Raw genomic sequence first — 17,549 nt, forward strand, 5'->3', positions numbered from 1 at the left:
GAAATTCAATTCGATAACCTCCCAAGGGCGGGACCAGCAGGTCCCACCCTTCTGGTATCAGCCGAAGAAGAAACTGACGATGTAACTGGCAGAGCCAGCACCGATCATTGCCAGGGCGCCACGGGTAGCAAAGTCAGCGCGAACAACGTGCGCCCACCAGAGGATGCACAGCACCGCCAGTACCACGGCGCAGGCAAGCGGAATCCACGTATCGAGCCAGGTTTTCATCGAGGTCAGCGAAGAGTTTGCCGTATCAACCCCCGCTGCTTGGGCCAGACTCGACCCGAAGATGCACAGCAGAACCATGCAGACCATGCCCAGTTTCTTGCCGTTTACACCAACATTCAGTTTGTCCATATTTCACTCCGTTACTGGTAAATCAAAGTCCGTTAATAGAAGCTCACACCGTTCGATGCTTAGCTTTTCCCTCAGCCACTCGGCCAACAGTCGAAGATCAGCCCACGTTCTAACCTCCCCTGTATCCTTTACACGCAACGAACAGCACACCGTTTGCCCGTCGTCGCTAATGACTTCAAAGAGTGGAAGCCATTTCTTTTCTTCCAATCTCTGAATCCATGTCCGTATTAATTTCTTCTTGCTGCTCATTTCCTCTAGTTGTTTTTGCTGGATGAGAAAGACCTTCATTTGGCGCTCCGTCATGTTGCCGCGCCATCACCTCGAAGCCGTCTTGAGTGCTATTGGCAAATCCGTCCGGGGTTGAATCGTCGAACCCATCAGACCGGCCCAGCCTTGCGTTCTCAGCGGGTAGCGCGTCCTCCTGCTCAACGCTACTCCCCACTTGGCCGCCTTCACTCTCCACTCCATCGAGGCGCAGCGCAGGCACTCTCATAGTGTTATTGGCTTGAGCCACCGCCAGAATCTTTCCCACATATCCATTTGTGAAACCGTCCCTCTGATTACCGGTGTTGTAGCAACTAAGGGCATTTCGCAAAGCAGCCTGCCCGTCCTGATTAGTCGCAACAGCGGCCCGGTAGCAGTCCGACAAGATTCGGTCCAGGGCGGCCAGATTCTTACACGGCTCAAGCATGTCCACAGCAGAAACCCCTAACGCTGCCAAGTTCCCCGACCAGATTTGCCCGTAGCCGGTATCGAAACTGGCGCCTTCACGAGCAAGCTTTTCGACTACTGCCTTCGCGTCCTCGAAGGTTTCTGTCTTTGGCTGCTTACTCCAGGGCACGCCGTTTACATGGACTGCAAATGGATTGTTTCTCGACTCATGGCTAACCACATACCCGACCGTCTCAGGCGCCACGTTCGGCGCACATTGCTTTGCTAAAGCCATGACACTCATCGACAATTTACCGTTCGCATTAGCCAGCAATGGATTTCCGGCGGCGACGAGCGCAAGAGCAATGACTGCGGTGAAGGTTTGATGGTTGGCCATTCCGTTTGTCCTTGAAATTGCAATTTCAGTGAGTAACCGCTATTATGAGGGCAGTTGAGAACATGTCAAGCGAATGCGATGACAAAGATGCCGACAAGAGCAAACCAGCGGGGAAACCGAAATCCGTGCCCACAACACGCGAACTGGAATTCGTACCTTTGGGAGAAAGACCGCCGCGAGGCCAGGCCAGGTATAGAGATCCAACCAATCCGTTTCATACGTGGAGCGGCAGGGGTAAACGCCCCGCTTGGTTGAAGGAGTATCTGGACGCCGGCAGACAGCTCGCGGAGTTCGAGATACAGGAAAAGGAGGACTGATATATGGGCGAAGTCGTTGAACTGCCCGCAGGCAGAAAGCGGAACCGCCAGGTGCAGAAGATCCGCACTGTGGCCACGAAGGATCGAGCAGCGAACGGTAAGCAACCGTCGTTCTTGGCAAAGGCTGCCTCGGGCGCTAAACGCTTCGCCATCGATGCTTTGCGTATCACCACCGGCAACCTATTCGGCCTCGCAGGCAGGCTGCTTTGGCTTGTGCGCCGCCCCATCAGCCTAGTGCTGACGTTCGGCGCCGTGTCGATGCTAGTGGTGTTCGTGATCCAGGCCTTCAATGGCTGGCCTGATCCAAAGCTGGTTGTGCTGTCCATAGTCGGTTTGATCGCCTTCCTTGCCGCCTCAGGCGGCTACGACCGCCTGGCCCGCGCATTTTTCCACATCGAGCACAGACTAAAAGGAGAGTAGTCCTATGAAACGATCAACGGTCGTCGTCGCCTTCTTGGCCAGCCTGGCACTGGTAGGCACCGCAGAAGCCCGTGACCCGTGCAAGACCATGATGTGCATGGCAGGCAAAGCAGGTCTCAAGGGCGGTTCGCTGGCAGACAGCGATTGCAGCGGAGCGGTATCCGACTTCTTCTCAATCGTCGTCAAGAAGAAGGGCAAATTCAAACCCGAGGCAACAGCCCGGGCCAGGGAAGAATTCTTGAATTCCTGCCCTGGCTCGGACAAAAACCAAGGCACCATCAGCCCGATCATTTCAATGTTCGGCATGACACGTTAAGGAAATCTCTATGGAAAACAGGACTCGCACTATCAGCAAACTGCTGCCGGCACTGTTGCTGGCCACCGTTGGCCTAACTGGCTGCGCCACGTCGAAACAGGTGGATCAGACCAACGAGCAGCTACACCAAGTCAATCAGGGGCTGGTCAACATTTCAGCCCAGCTCGCCGCCCTGGAAGCGAAGGCAAACCGCCCTGCCCCAGCTCCTGCCCGTGGCTGCCTGCTGGGCGGTCAGATCTACTCGCCAGGCGCAGTAGTCGCGGGCCGGATTTGCGAAGACACACGCGGCATTCGCATCAGCGACCAACCACCAGTGTACGGCTGGGGCCTGCACACCAATCCACGGCGATAAGCCTCCACAGAAGCCCGCGTAAGCGGGCTTTTTCTTGCCCGTGCGAAACCTTGACCACGGCTTTCCTACTGCGCACCTGGCCCGCCAGGCGCTGCGCGCTCCGCTTGCCCTCCGGCCTGCCGGCCTGCGCGGCGGCCTGCTGGCCACCTTGCCGCCCCTGCGCGTCCTGGGTGTGCTCATCACCCTCCGGCTGGCCGCTATCAGCCCTAATCGCCTACCCTCCGCTGGGCCTATGCCGTCAAGGGGCTTTCGCGGCATATGCTCACTCCCTTCGGTCGCTCCGCTATTCCACGGTCCCCATGACGGCGGCCCAGCTCCGGGTAGTCGGGGCTTACCGCGACCAACCGAAGGCTGACGAGCAGATCCACCGGGGGAGACTCACGCTCCAGGGCAAAAGCGGGGCTGCACCCGCTTCGCGGGCGCGCTTTATGTTTACCTCCCGCTCCCACCTCGGCATCTAAGCAGCTCCGAAAAGCGCGCCGCGTCAAGTCAATTATTCGTCAAAGATTGTTTGACCAACAGTTGACGACAGCGCCCCGATTTGAGATACTAACCACGTCGAAGCAATACCGCCTCGACACCCCGGACACCAGCGGCGGCAACCGCTCCGGGGAATCTGCGAAGGAGATACACCGATGAGCGCTTACGTTGTCGATCGTTTCCACATTTCGGCCATCCTGATGTTCACCTGTACCGGCAGGCCTGGCCGCGAAGCCCGCGAGATCCTTGAGACTCAGGGCCAGCAGTTGCTGGATGAAAACGTGCGTTCTGTGCGGGTCCGCTACCCCCGCGAAAACACCCCCGACAAGCTGTTCCTGCTGGATACCGACGTGCGCCGGCTCTCGGCCCTGGAAGTCCTCAAGCTGATCGAATGCCTTGAGCACCAGTCGAGCGAGGCCAGCGACTACTACTCGACCCCTGCGTTTCGCACCCTGCACGCAATTCGCCAGTCGGCACAGCGCAAGCTGCCCGGTTGGGACCAGGCCAAATGGGATTACGCCTGATGGCCCCCGCCACCCAGCACGTAGCGCCCATGTGGCGCTACTCCCTTCGGTGGTGCCTGCCGCACCAGCCCTGCCCTGGCGACTTCGAGTTGCTGGTGATCGAGGCCCCAGCGGGGACGCGAATGCCGGAAGAAATGCACCAGGCTTGGAAGCACCGCCCCGAGGGTTACGGTGTTTGCCTGGACTTCCCCCAGTCCCGCGCCGTCAAGCGCTGGAGTGCCGAGGCCAAAGGCCGGGTGCGCAAGCAGAAGATGGCCAAGCGCATCGAGAAGGCCGCGCCGCTGTTCGCTGACGAGTTGATCGCCCGCGAGCTGGAGCAGCGCCCCGACTACTTCAAGGGGGAGTGAACCATGCTCAGTACGCAGATCCGCCCAGCACAACCTGGGCTGTTCACCGGCCAGGCCCTGGGCGTTGACGACTTCGAGCTAAGCCAGATCGCTGCCGAGTTCAGCGCCATGAATTCGGGCGAGCTGGAGCACCACTTGTTCGACGCGCCCAGGCCGTCCGAGATCGTGCGCCTGGCCGACAAGGTGGCCCGCCACACCCGGTCACACGGCTGGCTTGACCAAGCCGCCGCCCAAGCCCGCATTGCCGAATGGAAACGCCACGCCTTCGCCCAGGGCGAAGGGCGGGCGAATGCCGACAAGGTAGTGCTGTCGCTGTTCGACCACACTGGGCAGTGGTCGCAGCCGTGGGAGGATGCCGGCTACCAGGTCCTGCGCTTCGACATACAGGACAACCCCGTTACCGGCGACGTAAACGAGTTCGGCGCCGGCTTCTTCGGTGACTGGTTTGGCGACTTCGACGGCCTGGATATCTACGCCATTCTCGCCGCGTGCCCGTGCACAGAATTCGCCACCAGTGGCGCCCGACACTTCGCAGCCAAAGACGCAGACGGGCGCACGGTTGCCGCCGTGCAGCTCGTTCACCAGACATTGCGCACCATTGAATATTTCCGGCCTGCCGTATGGGCCATCGAGAACCCGGTAGGCCGGATCGAGAAGCTGGGCGGTCTTCCGCCGTGGCGCCTGGCCTTCGATCCGCACCACCTGGGCGACCCGTACACGAAGAAAACCCTGCTTTGGGGCCGCTTCAATGCAAACCTGCCCATTGCCCCGGTCGAGGCCTCGGACGGCTCGAAGATGCACCGCAAATTCGGCGGCAACCGCCTCGCTACCAAGAACGCCCGCAGCGCAACCCCGGAAGGGTTTTCCTACGGCTTCTTCATGGCCAACAACGCCCAGGACAACCCGGCGCTGGCCATGGCCTACAAGTACGACCGACTCGACGCCGGCCTGCTACGCGCCGCGCTCGATGCTAATGTGAGCGCCCGCGAGATCGACGAGCTGGTGGCGGATGCTTACTACATGGACATGGACGATAGCGCTGCCGAGTCAGCGCTACGCCAAGCGATCTCTACACAGAACCCACCTACATAGGACTGCCGTTATGCCGAAACCGATGCGCCCAAATATGACCCTGCGCGAGCAGGAGGACGCAGCCAAGATCCAGTGTTACGACTGGAACGCCCAGCACAAGGAAGGCGTGACCGTGAACTATGAAGAGTTGCTTGGTTCGGGCGAGACGATCCAGACCAAAACCTGCGGTCGAGCATTCGTCATGTGCTGCCAAGCGGTCATCATGGTGGAGGATGTTTCGGGAGCTGTCTCCCTGGATCACTGCACCGTCATCGCAGAGCATCGCGCCCTGCAAAACAACGTGCTGCCTACTGATACCCGCAAGGTTGATTCCGCACGGGCCGTCATCGACCAGTCATCGTCTGATACCCGATTTTTGCTCGCCGAGGACGTTTCGATTTTGGACACCAACCTGCCAGATAAGGACAAGTCCTAAAGGGTTGCATCTAGTGTGCAGAAAACGGTCGTTTGCTGCACACTTCAAAAAGAGCGCCCCAGGGCGTTTTTTTTGGGACAAAACTGTAAACTTTCCCGTAAACTTTTCAGTGTAATCATTAGGTGTTCGCAAACAGGAACCCGCAAGCCCGACAAGGAGGAACTGCATGCGTAGCAGCAAAGACACGTCCACCCTAGACATACTGACGGGTGGCTTGCGCATCGGGTATGCGCGGACCAGTAAGCAGGACCAGAACCTGGACCTACAGCGGGACGCGCTTATTGCCGCTGGTTGCACGCGGATATATGAGGAACAGATCAGCGGGGCCAGGGCCAACCGACCCGAGCTGGAGCAGATGCTAAAAGCACTTCGCCCAGGGGACACCGTTGTCGTATGGCAGCTTTCCCGCTTCGGTCGAAGTCTCTCCCACCTGCTCCAGCTCATGGCCCAACTGGAAACCATGCAGGTTCGCTTCGAATCGCTCACCGAACACATCGACACCAGCACGGCGGGCGGGCGGATGCAGTTGAACGTCTTCGCCACCCTGGCGGAGTACGAGCGCGAACTAAACCGCGAGCGAACCATGGCCGGCCTGGAGGCCGCCCGCGCACGGGGACGCAAAGGGGGTCGAAAGCCAACGCTAGGCGCGAAGGAGATCCGCGATATCAAGATACTGCTGGCCGACCCCTTGACGACCGTGAGCGACGTGGCCGCCAGGTTCAAGGTCAGCAGAACAACCATCTACAAGTATCTGAGCAAGGAGGCCCAGCATGTCGTCCAATGAGTTGTTTGATATCGACCCCGACGTGGCCACCACCCCACCACCGAAACGTCGGCCAGCGGCCAGAGGCCCCTTGGTCGGGCAGGACGCAATCAACATCGACAAGTGGCGCAAGCGCATCGAGGCTGAAGCACGACCAGGCGAAACCTACCAGCAGGCGGCGGAGCGGCTGAAACGCGAAGAGGCCAAGCAACCGAAGGACAAGGCACCAGGGCGCGAAGCGGTGAAGACCTCAGCGGGACGCAAACAAGTAGTGGTGCTCGAAACGCAGCTCGATTTCTGGATCGCGACCGGCCTGCCGGCGATCCCCAAAGATGAGCGACCTACGATGGAGCACCCGATCTACGCCGTGGAAGACGGAGATACCAGGCAGATCACCTACGAGCACAACGGGAACAAAATCGAGATCACTCCCAGCGTTGCCGGTCGGGCGACCCAGCATGACAAAGATATCGTGCTGTTTTGCGTATCGAAGCTAGTGGCTGCGATCAACGCCGGCATAGCCGTATCACCGACTATCGAGACGACCGCTCACGAACTTTTGAGCTTCACGCGCAGCAGTACCAGCGAGCGCGGCTATGAGCTGCTTAGCAAGGCTTTCGACAGACTCACCGGTACTCGCATGCGGGCCACCTTTGAGTCGACGAAAGACCGTGACGGCAGCCGTCGCTGGGTTGGCCTGCTCGATGACGTGGAGATCATCACTAGGGGCGCCAAGAACCGCATGTGCGCCATTCGGATAAAGGTATCCGACACCACGTTTAACGCCGCGAAGGCCATGGATGTGTTGACCATTCCGGGCGACTATTTTGGGCTGCGCAGCGCCATTGCCAAACGCATCTATGAGCTTTGCCGGAAACATTGCGGCGATCAGGGCCAATGGAAGATTGGCCTGGCTCTGCTGCAAAAGAAGGTCGGAAGCGCCCAGGCCGAAAAGAAGTTTCGCGCTAAGGTCAAGGAGCTGGCCGAGGCCGGCAGCTTGCTCGACTACTTCATGACCTACCTGCCCGACGAAGACGCCGTGTTGTTCTTCAACAAGTCCGACGCCGGCAAAGCGGCCTTGCTCAAAGCCACGCGCAACGGTATCAAGAAGCCACGCAAGGCCAAGGCCGCTCCCGCTGCATGAGTCATGGCAATTCGTCACTCCAGGGACCGGAAGGGGGCAATGGACTGATGTGTAAGGGTTTTTCTCTATTGATTCATATATGTTTGAACTGTACCGCAGCCCCTTCGGGGGCTTTATCTGCGCATTCGTCACTCCAGGGACCGCACCGAATATCGCGCCCCAAACGCTCCACCACTTCGGCGACCACGATTCGTCACTCTAGGGACCGTCGGTTCGTCACTTCGGGGACTAGGGTTCGTCACTCCAGGGACCGCCAATTTCGTCACTTCGGGGACCAGAACCACCCTCCAGCCCAGGTAAATCAAGGCCTCGCAAAACGCTAACAACGCGCGCGCGTATTAACCCTTTAACTTAAATCTTTAACGGCCTTGGTTTGGCTTGGCTTGTGGATAACTCACGGGTAGCGTTCGACGCCGGCACGGCGCACACCGAACCGGCACGCCTGGCCAACCCGACACCCTTCCCATCTGCTGCTGCGCTCTGGTGAGGTGGCTCGCCCGCCGCGCTGGAGCGGAGCCAACAAGGCCAACTGGCCGCGTTAGCCTATATTGTATTTTGTAGTATGTTGTATGATACTACACGCTACAACATACAGCGGAGCACGCCCATGGCACTCACGAAGGAAATGATCTGGAAAGCCGCCGACGAACTGGACGCTGACGGCACTAAGCCCACCCTGGCCAACGTGCGCAAGCGCCTGGGTGGCGTCGGCAGCTTTACGACCATTCAGGAGGCCATGAGCGAGTGGAAGAACCGCAAGCAACAAGAGGCCCAACCACTCATCGACCCACCACCGGCTGCCCTGGCCCAGTTGCTTGAGAACTTCGGCGCCGATATCTGGAATCTGGCCCGCGTTGCTGCCGACCAGGCCCTGGACGGGAAACGCCGGGTGATCGAAGAGAATGCCGCGCAGATCCGCGAGCAGGCCGAGGAAGCTATTGCACTGGCTGACAGCATGGATGCAGAACTGAACGAGCTGCGCGCCAAGATCGCCAGCCTGGAGGAAACCGCAGCCCTATACCGGGAGCTACAGGCTAAATACCATGCTCTGGAGGAACGCGCCGAGCTGGAGTTGAAACACCAGAAGGAGCACAGCGCCCAGGAGATCCACCGGGCTGTCACCAGGGCCAACGAAAAGGACTCAGAAGCTATCGAGGCACGCAAGAACGAACGCCAGGCCCTGGACCGCGCAGCACGCGCCGAAGGACAGGTAGAGGCTCTGGAAAAACAGCTTGGCCTGGCTAAGAAGGGCAAGTAACCCACAAGCGAACCATCCCCGACTTAATGAGTTGATCGGTATCAGCACTTCCCCAAGCCCGCGATGCGGGCTTTTTCTTGCCTGCCGGCAGCGGCCAGCCGCTCGCACCGGACAGACTCGGGCAAGCCTCGCTAGTCAGCCACGCGCACCAGGCTCTACGACGATTTGGGGATATTTGGGGAGGGATTACATGGGGGCCAGAAATGGCGAAGCCCGCTGCACGGCAATGCAAAACGGGCTTCTAGTGCTCTGCGAAGGAGCGCATGCCCGCAGTATAACGACGCACCACAGAGCGCTCAATTGCTCAGTTGACATATGCTTGCCATATGCTAGGATTCTCTTAGAGATTGAAGGAGGTTCCGATGCTCAACCGCTGCTTACCTGCGTTGCTTTTGGGGGCCGTGCTCACCACACCGGCTTATAGCGATGATTGCCGGTTGTCGTTCCAGAATGGCGCGACACTCGACCTACCCGTGGCCACCACCGAAGCCGCACAGGCGCAGGGCCTCGCCGGTAGGCCAGATCCAGGGCGAGGCATGCTGTTTCTCTGGACTACGCCGGCAGTGCGATTTGTGTGGATGAAGAACACCCCTGCCCCATTAGACGCGGCTTGGATCGGAGCAGACGGGGTTATCCAGAGCGTACAAGAGCTGGAGCCACACACAACCGCCAAGCATTCATCATTGCGGCCCGCCCTCGGCATTATCGAGGTGCCACGCGGCCAGCTTGCAAACCTGGGCATCGAGCGCGGCAGCACCATCACCGCCTCAACGTGTTTCAACTTGTAGGAGGTTCCCATGCGTACCGTTTCCATTTTCATGAACAGCCGAAACCAGGCGATCCGCATCCCTCGGGATATGGAGTACCAGGGCGTTTCCGAGCTGGAGATTATCCGCGACGGCGAAACGCTGATCCTGCGCCCTGTGCGCCCCTCCTGGGCATCGTTGCGCGACGTGGCGGCCGCAGATCCTGACTTTCTGACCGAGCGAAAGGATGTGATCGAGGAAGACCGTTTCCTGGGTGACTTCACATGAGCAAAAAGACGTACATGCTCGATACGAACATCTGTTCGTTCATCATGCGCGAGCGCCCCGACGCGGTGCTGGCCAAGCTGGAACAGGCAGTCACTAATCAGCACCGGATTGTCGTTTCGGCCATCACCTACTCCGAAATGCGTTTCGGGGCCGCCAACCCCAAGGCATCGCCCAAGGTTGCAGCGATGGTCGATGCCTTCATCCAGCGCCTGGACGCCATCCTGTCCTGGGACGCCGCCGCCGTAGATCAAACAACGCAGATCCGCACCGCCCTCGCCCGCCTGGGTACGCCCATTGGCAACAACGATGCAGCGATAGCCGGCCATGCCCTGGCCGCTGGGTGTGTTCTGGTCACGAACAACACTCGCGAATTTGCTCGCGTTCCTGGCCTAGTCCTTGAGGACTGGACCCAACCCGCCATTACCAAGAGTTGATACGCCATGACCGAACTGGAACAAGCCATCATTGATTGCGCCCAACTGCACCTCACTCAGTTGAAAGGTGCGCTTACCCTGCCCAATGGCCCCGAACGTAGCGACGGCTTTACCTCAGCCTGGTGGCAGCTCACCGGCCTGGCCCAGCTTGCCGAGTTCCACAGCGGGCTTAGCCAGCCCGCCCGCGATCAGTTGCGCGCTATTGACCGTGAGGCCGCCCAGGCCGTCAGCAGCAACCGCGAGCCATCCGGTACCGCACAGTTTGCCGATAGCATCGCTGCCACGCTGGCCGACCCCACCGCCTCGAACTGGCTCAAGCAGAGCCTCAACGAAGCCTTGGCACGGGATAGCGTGGACGCCGCCAATGACGCCTTTGTGCTTTTCGAGCTGCTGGCCCACCGCAGCGAGGAAGGGTTGCGCGCCGATGCGCACGCTGTCGCCGGCATCCCGGAAACGACCATGGCTGTTCGCTTTGCAGACGGTCGCGCCGGCACGCTGGACGTTTCCCAGGCCCGTCACACGATCATCACTGGCGACAACTGACAGGAGGCCCCGGCATGGCAAGGGCGCGTATTCACCTCACCCCAGCGGAAGCGGAGGCCAACGGCTGGCTTTGCTGCCGTGACCTCAAGGCACGCCACCGACTAATGCCGGGGTATAGCACCCGGCCTGCCGGCAGCGTCTGGCAAGGCCGCGGGGCCTACGATGTATACGATCCCGCCGATTGCGTGCCCTGGAAATGGGAGCCGAGCGCGGCGCAGCTTCGGCGGAAGGCCGTGGCCGCCCGTGCCCAGGCGCTGATCGAGGGGGATTGTCTGCTGCTGGACACTGAAACAACGGGCGTGGGTGATGGCGACGAGGTGTGCGAAATCACGATCCTCGACGCGAGCGGCACGCCCCTACTCAACACGCTGATACGCCCTACTCAGCCAATTCCAGCGGAGGCCACAGGGATTCACCGCATCACCAATGACATGGTGGCCACCGCGCCGGCCTGGCCGGAGATCGCAGAGCAATACGCTTCTATCGTCTCGGGCCGAACGGTCGTCGCCTACAACGCCTCCTTTGACGAGCGCCTGCTGTCGCAGACCCACCAGCGGCACGGACTTGTCGCGCCTGCACTGGCCACCGCCTGCGCCATGCTGCTGTATGCCGAATGGCATGGGGAATGGGTTGAGGGCCGCTATGGGGCTTGGCAGTGGCGCTGGATCAAACTGATCGAGGCCGCCCGAGCTTGCGGCGTGCTGGAGGATGGCGCCCACCGTTCCCTAGCCGACGCACGCATGACCCTGGGCGTGCTGCGTTACCTGCACAAGCGCACCAATGGGCGCAAACCTTCTACCAAGCGGAGAACTGAACATGTCCAGTGATTACGATTTCAAGGTTGTAAGCAAGGAAGATGCTGTGCGTTACCTGCTGGTGTGGGAGTCGAAAGGCTATAACCGCCTGCTCGATGTTGTGCGGATGTTCGATATGGAAGATGGCAGCGTTACCGTTGGCTTCATGGACTACGGCAACCCGGATACCGTGGTGATCGTGCCCGAGCACATGAACCGCACTTACACCAAGCAACAGCACGCCTTGGCAGCGGTCGGCGCGATGTTTGATGCGGTGGACGAGTGGAACAAGGTTATGGCCGAAGTGCGCCAGGTCGTCGGCGAAAACTGAGGGAGGCCGGTATCCGAAACGAACCGGAGTTGATGCCTGGCCTGATCCTGCCGCCGAGCTATCAGGTTGTATTGCGCAGGCGCCTGGCCGAAGTGAACACCGCCACCAGCGCGGCGAATTGCTTGATTTCCCAGGCCCGCGCCGAGGGCATGGTGGAGGCCCTGGAATTGTTGAAAGCGCTGGAACAACAGCAGGTTGAGCGCCTGTATTTGTTGATCGAGCAGGCCGCCACAGCGCGCTTGCTGGAGCTGGAGCAGGGTGCCGGCGAGTGATCGCCCTGCCGTCATCCGAGGCATAGCGCGAGGCCTGCGGCCCGGGCTTTCGTGCTACGCATCGAGCCACAGCTACGCCGCGTCTCGCCCCTTCGGGCTTCAATCCCTCTCGCCTGCGCACCTGGCCCGCCAGGCGCTGCGCGCTCCGCTTGCCCTCCGGCCTGCCGGCCTGCGCGGCGGCCTGCTGGCCACCTTGCCGCCCCTGCGCGTCCTGGGTGTGCTCATCACCCTCCGGCTGGCCGCTATCAGCCCTAATCGCCTACCCTCCGCTGGGCCTATGCCGTCAAGGGGCTTTCGCGGCATATGCTCACTCCCTTCGGTCGCTCCGCTATTCCACGGTCCCCATGACGGCGGCCCAGCTCCGGGTAGTCGGGGCTTACCGCGACCAACCGAAGGCTGACGAGCAGATCCACCGGGGGAGACTCACGCTCCAGGGCAAAAGCGGGGCTGCACCCGCTTCGCGGGCGCGCTTTATGTTTACCTCCCGCTCCCACCTCGGCATCTAAGCAGCTCCGAAAAGCGCGCCGCGTCAAGTCAATTATTCGTCAAAGATTGTTTGACCAACAGTTGACGACAGCGCCCCGATTTGAGATACTAACCACGTCGAAGCAATACCGCCTCGACACCCCGGACACCAGCGGCGGCAACCGCTCCGGGGAATCTGCGAAGGAGATACAAAAATGCGTCTTTCCAGCAACTTCCGTAATCCGTGCATGATCCGCAGCGATGCCCCTCTGACCAATGACGAGATTGCCCGCGTGGCGCCCTCGATCTTTGCCGAGGAAGCGCACGACAGCCGTTCGGAACGTTACCTGTACATTCCAACCGTCAAGGTGCTCGATGCGCTGCGCACAGAAGGTTTTCAGCCGTTCATGGCGTGCCAGACCCGCGTCCGCAACACCGACAAACGCGAGCACACCAAGCACATGATTCGCCTGCGCCATGCCAGCAACATCATGAGCAAGGAAGCGAACGAAATCATTCTGCTGAACAGCCACGACGGCAGCAGCAGCTACCAGATGATGGCCGGCAAGTTCCGTTTCGTGTGCGCTAACGGGCTGGTCCTGGGCGACATGGCGATGGATCAGAAAGTGCGCCACAGCGGCCGCATTGACGTTGTTAACGACGTTATCGAAGGTGCCTATGAGGTGCTGGGCCAGTTCGAGCAGATCGACGCCAACCTTGACGACATGCAGCACTACCACTTGCGCCAGGAAGAGCAAGAAGCGTTCGCCATGGCGGCCCTGGCCTACCGCTACGACCCATCCGAAGGCCCTGCCCCGGTCACGCCGTCGCAACTGCTGATGCCACGCCGTGCCGAAGACCGCGCAAGCGATCTCTGGACCACGTTCAACCGCGTGCAGGAAAACACCATCAAGGGCGGCTTGCGTGGCCGCAACAAGCAAGGACGCCGGACAACTACCCGCGCCGTTAACGGCATTGACCAAGACGTGAAACTCAATCGCGCCTTGTGGGTACTGGCCCAGGCCCTGCGCAGCGGCCAAGCCGCCGCGTAACTGGCGAGCCGGGCGTTTAACGCCCGGCTTTCCCCCGCCCTTGGAGGATCGAACCATGTGCAAAGTCTTCTATGTCCCTGGCCATACCGCGATCATCGACTATGCCCGCCAGATCGGGCCAAACATGTGGATGGCCCAGCATTCCGGCCTGATGCTGCCCGAGCTGCGCGTGCGTTACCCCGGCGCCATCCTGGGCGACGAAGAGGCGTTTTTGATCGATCAAGAACGCGCCTATGGCACGCCACCGGCACGCACGACCGCCGCCCGTTTCGAGTTCAACCTTTCGCAGCGGCCCGTCATCGACTACCACGCCGACGAGCTGGGCGCGTCGTTCAAGCTGGCCGACCTGGACCACGGCAACATGACGACCATTTTTGCCCAGTGGGGCGGGCGCTACTGGACCTTGACGGGCCTGGCCACCCTGCCCCACCTGCTCATCATGCGCCGCATCGCTACCCACTCCCTGGCCGTGGCCAAGGCCTAAGATCGAGGAACCGACCATGACTTACGAACGCACGTTGGAAGCCTACCGATCGTTACTCAAGGCCAACCCTGGGCATGGCCTGCTCATCCCTGGGGATTGCGTGGCGTTTCTGCTCGACTCTGACCAGCTTTACGCCTGCCAGGTGCAGGGCGGTCGGCCACTTCTGGCGTGGACGTTTCCGATCACCGCCGAAGCCTGGGACGATGACGACGAAGCGTGGTTGTGCGATGCGGGCGGCCTGGAGACAGCCGACGCGATCAACGACCCGCAGTTTGTGCCCCTGCTGGTATGGGACCGCCAGACACTGGAAAGCGAAACCGTGGCGGCAGTCGCCGCCAAGGTTGGTACCAGTGACCAGGGCGTTGCCATTACTATCGAGCGCAACAACGAGGGGACGTTTTACGTCATCTGGAAAGCCACCGCCCAGGGCGTCAAACGGCACCGGCTCCATGCCGGCACCACAGACGCCCGCCGCCTGGAAGCGCATGCGCGGGGCTTCATCGAGCAAATGAACCAGTAGCACGCTTGACCCGTAGCCCTGCCGGTAGCAGGGCATTTAGCCAACAGTAAGGAACCGCGAATGCAGCCCACCCAGCCGAAATACACCGCCGAACAATGGACCGCTTCCCTGCCTGCGCTCCGGGGCATGTCCACCAAAACCCTGGACATTGCCAGGGCGGTGCTGGTGGAGGGCAAGGAACCTATCGAGGTGGCCAACAACATCGGCCAGTCGCGGCAGCTTGTACACGCTGCAATCAAGCGCGTAACCGCCGTGCTGGAACGCCAAACAGTCGGCCTTGTGCCCGTCATGGTCTGGCTCACCCCCGAGGAAGCCGAGCTGGTCAAGCAGATGGCCGCCAAGCATGAGCAGCCAAAGGAGGCCCAACCAGGGACCACAAAGAAGACACCTAACCGACAGAAAAAGGCCTAGATGGCGCCTTTCTGTCACGGACAGTTTGACTGCTGAGGGATTTGCAGATGCTTACACCAACAGAGGAAAAGGGCGTGCTCGATTACCTGGCTTGCCTTGAATGGGTCGCCAGCGCCGAGGTTGATGAGATCCGCCAGCGCCTGGAAACAGCGACCGGCCAAGTTCGCGAGGATCTGGTGACTGCCATCAAGCAACAAATGGGCGGGGGGCGTCCCGAATTGGCCTGGTACTTCCACCACCTGGCCAGCGAGAAGATCTAGTGCGAGGCCTGCGGCCCGGGCTTTCGTGCTACGCATCGAGCCACGGCTGCGCCGCGTCTCGCCCCTTCGGGCTTCAATCCCTCTCGCCTGCGCACCTGGCCCGCCAGGTGCTGCGCGCTCCGCTTGCCCTCCGGCCTGTCGGCCTGCGCGGCGGCCTGCTGGCCACCTTGCCGCCCCTGCGCGTCCTGGGTGTGCTCATCACCCTCCGGCTGGCCGCTATCAGCCCTAATCGCCTACCCTCCGCTGGGCCTATGCCGTCAAGGGGCTTTCGCGGCATATGCTCACTCCCTTCGGTCGCTCCGCTATTCCACGGTCCCCATGACGGCGGCCCAGCTCCGGGTAGTCGGGGCTTACCGCGACCAACCGAAGGCTGACGAGCAGATCCACCGGGGGAGACTCACGCTCCAGGGCAAAAGCGGGGCTGCACCCGCTTCGCGGGCGCGCTTTATGTTTACCTCCCGCTCCCACCTCGGCATCTAAGCAGCTCCGAAAAGCGCGCCGCGTCAAGTCAATTATTCGTCAAAGATTGTTTGACCAACAGTTGACGACAGCGCCCCGATTTGAGATACTAACCACGTCGAAGCAATACCGCCTCGACACCCCGGATACCAGCGGCGGCAACCGCTCCGGGGAATCTGCGAAGGAGATACAAAAAATGAATACCAGCACCTTTCTAGAGGACGGCGATTTCCTGACGAAAGAAGACTTCCTTTCGTTCGCTAAGGGGATGCGCAAACCGGAGGCGGCAACCATGGATTCTCAGGCAGTGATCCAACACCCGTTTAACGTCTGCGCGGTCATTGTTCTGGCCGATCTCATCGACCTGATCCGTTACGAGCTGGAGGTGATCGAGGACGACGAGCTGGGTTCGCGGAAAGGGGTGGACCTGTTCAATGAGATGCTGGTCAACATGCACAGCGAAACCGAAAAGCAATTGCTGATCGAAGCAATCAACGACGCATTCATTTAACCCAGCGTGCCCGGTCTAGACCGGGCACTTTCGCGAGAAAGGAGACTCATCATGGCCCGTGGCGTAAACAAAGTGATCCTCGTTGGCACTTGCGGACAAGACCCTGAAGTCCGCTATCTGCCCAACGGCAACGCCGTTACCAACCTGAGCTTGGCCACTAGCGAACAGTGGACAGACAAGCAGAGCGGCCAGAAGGTCGAGCGCACCGAGTGGCACCGCGTTTCGCTGTTCGGCAAGGTCGCGGAAATTGCCGGCGAGTACCTGCGCAAAGGCTCCCAGTGCTACATCGAGGGCAAGTTGCAGACCCGCGAATGGGAGAAGGACGGCATCAAGCGTTACACCACCGAGATCATCGTGGACATGCAAGGCACCATGCAGCTGCTGGGCGGGCGTCCGCAGAACCAACAGCAAGGCGGTGATCCGTACAATCAAGGCCAGCAGCAGGCACCCCGCCAGCAGGCACAGCGACCACAGCAGGCCCAACGGCGACCAGCGCAGCAACAGCCGCCGCAACCCTCCCCGCAGCCCGCCGCCGACTTCGACAGCTTCGACGACGATATTCCGTTCATGGATCCGTACCGCTTCACTTGGATGATGCAGTGACGCGACTGCCTTCCCCGCCCTGGACACGTCCGGGGCTTTTTTTTGCCCTGTGATCGGTGGAATTCCAGTAAACTTTAGGTCAAATATTGTTTGACGAATAGTTGACGTAAGGGCCGCTTTTTGAGATACTAACCACGTCGAAGCAATACCGCCTCGACACCCCCGGACACCAGCGGCGGCAACCGCTCCGGGGCAATCTGCGAAAGGAGATTCAACCCATGACTATCGAAACCCACATCCTGTATTTCAGCGAAGCCGAGGCCCTGCGCGAGTTCAGCGGCTTCACCGTTGAAGTGTCCCATCAGGCTCGCCCGAACCAGACCCCAGCCAACGTCACCATGTACATGATCGTTGCCCAGCGTGGCGGCATCGGTCGCCGCGAGGTGATCGCCGAGTTCCCGCTGGAACTGCACGCCACGATCTTCCGTGACATGTGCGAAGGCTTTGTGCGCAGCGAGCGCCTGACCAAGTAAACCAATCCTGGCCCGGATACCAGCGGCGGCAACCGCTCCGGGCCTTCCTCTGCGAAAAAAGGAGTTACCT

Annotated in this window: 27 protein-coding genes and 1 pseudogene; 26 read left to right on the forward strand and 2 right to left on the reverse strand. The window is 60.5% G+C overall.

All coding sequences use genetic code 11. From position 1 onward, the window contains the following. Nucleotides 1-57: 57 nt before the first annotated feature. Both GST84_27750 and GST84_27755 read right to left on the reverse strand, forming a co-directional pair. Nucleotides 58-357 carry a conjugal transfer protein TraM gene (locus GST84_27750; GenBank protein XGB16119.1) on the reverse strand — a complete coding sequence of 100 codons (300 nt, stop codon included), beginning with the start codon at nt 355-357 and terminating at the stop codon, nt 58-60. Nucleotides 358-532: 175 nt separating this feature from the next. Further along, nucleotides 533-1,405 (reverse strand): transglycosylase SLT domain-containing protein, encoded by an 873-nt coding sequence (locus GST84_27755; protein ID XGB16120.1) that lies wholly within the window; start codon nt 1,403-1,405, stop codon nt 533-535. Nucleotides 1,406-1,467: 62 nt separating this feature from the next. On the opposite strand from GST84_27755, the gene GST84_27760 reads away from it, so the two are divergent. The 26 genes and pseudogenes from GST84_27760 (at nt 1,468) to GST84_27885 (ending at nt 17,479) form a co-directional block, all read left to right on the forward strand. After that, nucleotides 1,468-1,722 (forward strand): H-NS histone family protein, encoded by a 255-nt coding sequence (locus tag GST84_27760; GenBank protein ID XGB16121.1) that lies wholly within the window; start codon nt 1,468-1,470, stop codon nt 1,720-1,722. A 3-nt stretch (nt 1,723-1,725) separates the two neighbouring features. After that, complete coding sequence (locus tag GST84_27765) at nt 1,726-2,142, forward strand: hypothetical protein (GenBank protein XGB16122.1); 417 nt, start codon at nt 1,726-1,728, stop codon at nt 2,140-2,142. Between the two features lie 4 nt (nt 2,143-2,146). Beyond that, entirely contained in the window at nt 2,147-2,458 is a 312-nt protein-coding gene (locus tag GST84_27770; GenBank protein ID XGB16123.1) for a hypothetical protein, read from the forward strand. A 10-nt stretch (nt 2,459-2,468) separates the two neighbouring features. Next, the gene (locus GST84_27775; GenBank protein ID XGB16124.1) at nt 2,469-2,810 is read left to right on the forward strand and encodes a hypothetical protein; all 342 of its coding nucleotides are present in this window, start codon (nt 2,469-2,471) and stop codon (nt 2,808-2,810) included. A gap of 635 nt (nt 2,811-3,445) precedes the next feature. Further along, nucleotides 3,446-3,814, forward strand: coding sequence for a hypothetical protein (locus GST84_27780; GenBank protein XGB16125.1), 369 nt, complete (start codon nt 3,446-3,448; stop codon nt 3,812-3,814). 29 nt (nt 3,815-3,843) lie between these two features. Then, complete coding sequence (locus tag GST84_27785) at nt 3,844-4,161, forward strand: theronine dehydrogenase (GenBank protein ID XGB16146.1); 318 nt, start codon at nt 3,844-3,846, stop codon at nt 4,159-4,161. A gap of 3 nt (nt 4,162-4,164) precedes the next feature. After that, nucleotides 4,165-5,253 (forward strand): DNA cytosine methyltransferase, encoded by a 1,089-nt coding sequence (locus GST84_27790; protein XGB16126.1) that lies wholly within the window; start codon nt 4,165-4,167, stop codon nt 5,251-5,253. Between the two features lie 10 nt (nt 5,254-5,263). Beyond that, nucleotides 5,264-5,515: pseudogene (locus tag GST84_27795) on the forward strand (hypothetical protein). Between the two features lie 319 nt (nt 5,516-5,834). After that, complete coding sequence (locus tag GST84_27800) at nt 5,835-6,452, forward strand: recombinase family protein (protein ID XGB16127.1); 618 nt, start codon at nt 5,835-5,837, stop codon at nt 6,450-6,452. Continuing rightward, on the forward strand, nt 6,439-7,575 hold the full coding sequence (locus GST84_27805; protein XGB16128.1) for an RNA replicase: 1,137 nt from the start codon (nt 6,439-6,441) through the stop codon (nt 7,573-7,575). The genes GST84_27800 and GST84_27805 overlap by 14 nt, the downstream gene beginning before the upstream one ends. 607 nt (nt 7,576-8,182) lie before the next feature. After that, nucleotides 8,183-8,833 carry a KrfA gene (locus tag GST84_27810; protein ID XGB16129.1) on the forward strand — a complete coding sequence of 217 codons (651 nt, stop codon included), beginning with the start codon at nt 8,183-8,185 and terminating at the stop codon, nt 8,831-8,833. Nucleotides 8,834-9,195: 362 nt separating this feature from the next. Beyond that, nucleotides 9,196-9,621, forward strand: coding sequence for a DUF192 domain-containing protein (locus GST84_27815; protein XGB16130.1), 426 nt, complete (start codon nt 9,196-9,198; stop codon nt 9,619-9,621). Between the two features lie 9 nt (nt 9,622-9,630). Beyond that, nucleotides 9,631-9,867: an AbrB/MazE/SpoVT family DNA-binding domain-containing protein gene (locus GST84_27820; GenBank protein XGB16131.1), complete on the forward strand. Its 237-nt coding sequence runs from the start codon at nt 9,631-9,633 to the stop codon at nt 9,865-9,867. Beyond that, a complete protein-coding gene (locus tag GST84_27825; GenBank protein XGB16132.1) occupies nt 9,864-10,301 on the forward strand; it encodes a PIN domain-containing protein in 438 nt (145 codons plus the stop codon). The genes GST84_27820 and GST84_27825 overlap by 4 nt, the downstream gene beginning before the upstream one ends. A 6-nt stretch (nt 10,302-10,307) precedes the next feature. After that, a complete protein-coding gene (locus tag GST84_27830) occupies nt 10,308-10,844 on the forward strand; it encodes a hypothetical protein (GenBank protein ID XGB16133.1) in 537 nt (178 codons plus the stop codon). 14 nt (nt 10,845-10,858) lie between these two features. Then, complete coding sequence (locus GST84_27835; GenBank protein ID XGB16134.1) at nt 10,859-11,671, forward strand: 3'-5' exonuclease; 813 nt, start codon at nt 10,859-10,861, stop codon at nt 11,669-11,671. Continuing rightward, nucleotides 11,661-11,969, forward strand: a complete 309-nt coding sequence (locus GST84_27840) for a hypothetical protein (protein ID XGB16135.1) — start codon at nt 11,661-11,663, stop codon at nt 11,967-11,969. The genes GST84_27835 and GST84_27840 overlap by 11 nt, the downstream gene beginning before the upstream one ends. An 11-nt stretch (nt 11,970-11,980) precedes the next feature. After that, nucleotides 11,981-12,241, forward strand: coding sequence for a hypothetical protein (locus GST84_27845; GenBank protein ID XGB16147.1), 261 nt, complete (start codon nt 11,981-11,983; stop codon nt 12,239-12,241). Nucleotides 12,242-12,921: 680 nt separating this feature from the next. Beyond that, nucleotides 12,922-13,758 carry a DUF932 domain-containing protein gene (locus GST84_27850; GenBank protein ID XGB16136.1) on the forward strand — a complete coding sequence of 279 codons (837 nt, stop codon included), beginning with the start codon at nt 12,922-12,924 and terminating at the stop codon, nt 13,756-13,758. A 55-nt stretch (nt 13,759-13,813) separates the two neighbouring features. Then, a complete protein-coding gene (locus GST84_27855; GenBank protein ID XGB16137.1) occupies nt 13,814-14,242 on the forward strand; it encodes a hypothetical protein in 429 nt (142 codons plus the stop codon). Nucleotides 14,243-14,258: 16 nt separating this feature from the next. Continuing rightward, on the forward strand, nt 14,259-14,762 hold the full coding sequence (locus tag GST84_27860) for a hypothetical protein (protein XGB16138.1): 504 nt from the start codon (nt 14,259-14,261) through the stop codon (nt 14,760-14,762). Nucleotides 14,763-14,822: 60 nt separating this feature from the next. After that, nucleotides 14,823-15,173, forward strand: a complete 351-nt coding sequence (locus tag GST84_27865) for a hypothetical protein (protein ID XGB16139.1) — start codon at nt 14,823-14,825, stop codon at nt 15,171-15,173. A 74-nt stretch (nt 15,174-15,247) separates the two neighbouring features. Next, complete coding sequence (locus GST84_27870; protein XGB16148.1) at nt 15,248-15,433, forward strand: hypothetical protein; 186 nt, start codon at nt 15,248-15,250, stop codon at nt 15,431-15,433. A gap of 655 nt (nt 15,434-16,088) precedes the next feature. After that, entirely contained in the window at nt 16,089-16,403 is a 315-nt protein-coding gene (locus GST84_27875; protein XGB16140.1) for a hypothetical protein, read from the forward strand. A 51-nt stretch (nt 16,404-16,454) separates the two neighbouring features. Next, nucleotides 16,455-17,006 (forward strand): single-stranded DNA-binding protein, encoded by a 552-nt coding sequence (gene ssb, locus GST84_27880; protein ID XGB16141.1) that lies wholly within the window; start codon nt 16,455-16,457, stop codon nt 17,004-17,006. Between the two features lie 218 nt (nt 17,007-17,224). After that, complete coding sequence (locus GST84_27885) at nt 17,225-17,479, forward strand: hypothetical protein (protein XGB16142.1); 255 nt, start codon at nt 17,225-17,227, stop codon at nt 17,477-17,479. Nucleotides 17,480-17,549 lie beyond the last annotated feature (70 nt).

Source organism: Pseudomonas putida, assembly GCA_041879295.1.
In the GTDB taxonomy this organism is placed as follows: Bacteria; Pseudomonadota; Gammaproteobacteria; order Pseudomonadales; family Pseudomonadaceae; genus Aquipseudomonas; species Aquipseudomonas putida_Y.

Coding starts and splice junctions, on each gene's coding strand:
- GST84_27750 (XGB16119.1), bottom strand. CDS start 357: ATGGACAAACTGAATGTTGGTGTAAACGGCAAGAAACTGGGCATGGTC.
- GST84_27755 (XGB16120.1), bottom strand. CDS start 1,405: ATGGCCAACCATCAAACCTTCACCGCAGTCATTGCTCTTGCGCTCGTC.
- GST84_27760 (XGB16121.1), top strand. CDS start 1,468: ATGTCAAGCGAATGCGATGACAAAGATGCCGACAAGAGCAAACCAGCG.
- GST84_27765 (XGB16122.1), top strand. CDS start 1,726: ATGGGCGAAGTCGTTGAACTGCCCGCAGGCAGAAAGCGGAACCGCCAG.
- GST84_27770 (XGB16123.1), top strand. CDS start 2,147: ATGAAACGATCAACGGTCGTCGTCGCCTTCTTGGCCAGCCTGGCACTG.
- GST84_27775 (XGB16124.1), top strand. CDS start 2,469: ATGGAAAACAGGACTCGCACTATCAGCAAACTGCTGCCGGCACTGTTG.
- GST84_27780 (XGB16125.1), top strand. CDS start 3,446: ATGAGCGCTTACGTTGTCGATCGTTTCCACATTTCGGCCATCCTGATG.
- GST84_27785 (XGB16146.1), top strand. CDS start 3,844: ATGTGGCGCTACTCCCTTCGGTGGTGCCTGCCGCACCAGCCCTGCCCT.
- GST84_27790 (XGB16126.1), top strand. CDS start 4,165: ATGCTCAGTACGCAGATCCGCCCAGCACAACCTGGGCTGTTCACCGGC.
- GST84_27800 (XGB16127.1), top strand. CDS start 5,835: ATGCGTAGCAGCAAAGACACGTCCACCCTAGACATACTGACGGGTGGC.
- GST84_27805 (XGB16128.1), top strand. CDS start 6,439: ATGTCGTCCAATGAGTTGTTTGATATCGACCCCGACGTGGCCACCACC.
- GST84_27810 (XGB16129.1), top strand. CDS start 8,183: ATGGCACTCACGAAGGAAATGATCTGGAAAGCCGCCGACGAACTGGAC.
- GST84_27815 (XGB16130.1), top strand. CDS start 9,196: ATGCTCAACCGCTGCTTACCTGCGTTGCTTTTGGGGGCCGTGCTCACC.
- GST84_27820 (XGB16131.1), top strand. CDS start 9,631: ATGCGTACCGTTTCCATTTTCATGAACAGCCGAAACCAGGCGATCCGC.
- GST84_27825 (XGB16132.1), top strand. CDS start 9,864: ATGAGCAAAAAGACGTACATGCTCGATACGAACATCTGTTCGTTCATC.
- GST84_27830 (XGB16133.1), top strand. CDS start 10,308: ATGACCGAACTGGAACAAGCCATCATTGATTGCGCCCAACTGCACCTC.
- GST84_27835 (XGB16134.1), top strand. CDS start 10,859: ATGGCAAGGGCGCGTATTCACCTCACCCCAGCGGAAGCGGAGGCCAAC.
- GST84_27840 (XGB16135.1), top strand. CDS start 11,661: ATGTCCAGTGATTACGATTTCAAGGTTGTAAGCAAGGAAGATGCTGTG.
- GST84_27850 (XGB16136.1), top strand. CDS start 12,922: ATGCGTCTTTCCAGCAACTTCCGTAATCCGTGCATGATCCGCAGCGAT.
- GST84_27855 (XGB16137.1), top strand. CDS start 13,814: ATGTGCAAAGTCTTCTATGTCCCTGGCCATACCGCGATCATCGACTAT.
- GST84_27860 (XGB16138.1), top strand. CDS start 14,259: ATGACTTACGAACGCACGTTGGAAGCCTACCGATCGTTACTCAAGGCC.
- GST84_27865 (XGB16139.1), top strand. CDS start 14,823: ATGCAGCCCACCCAGCCGAAATACACCGCCGAACAATGGACCGCTTCC.
- GST84_27875 (XGB16140.1), top strand. CDS start 16,089: ATGAATACCAGCACCTTTCTAGAGGACGGCGATTTCCTGACGAAAGAA.
- ssb (XGB16141.1), top strand. CDS start 16,455: ATGGCCCGTGGCGTAAACAAAGTGATCCTCGTTGGCACTTGCGGACAA.
- GST84_27885 (XGB16142.1), top strand. CDS start 17,225: ATGACTATCGAAACCCACATCCTGTATTTCAGCGAAGCCGAGGCCCTG.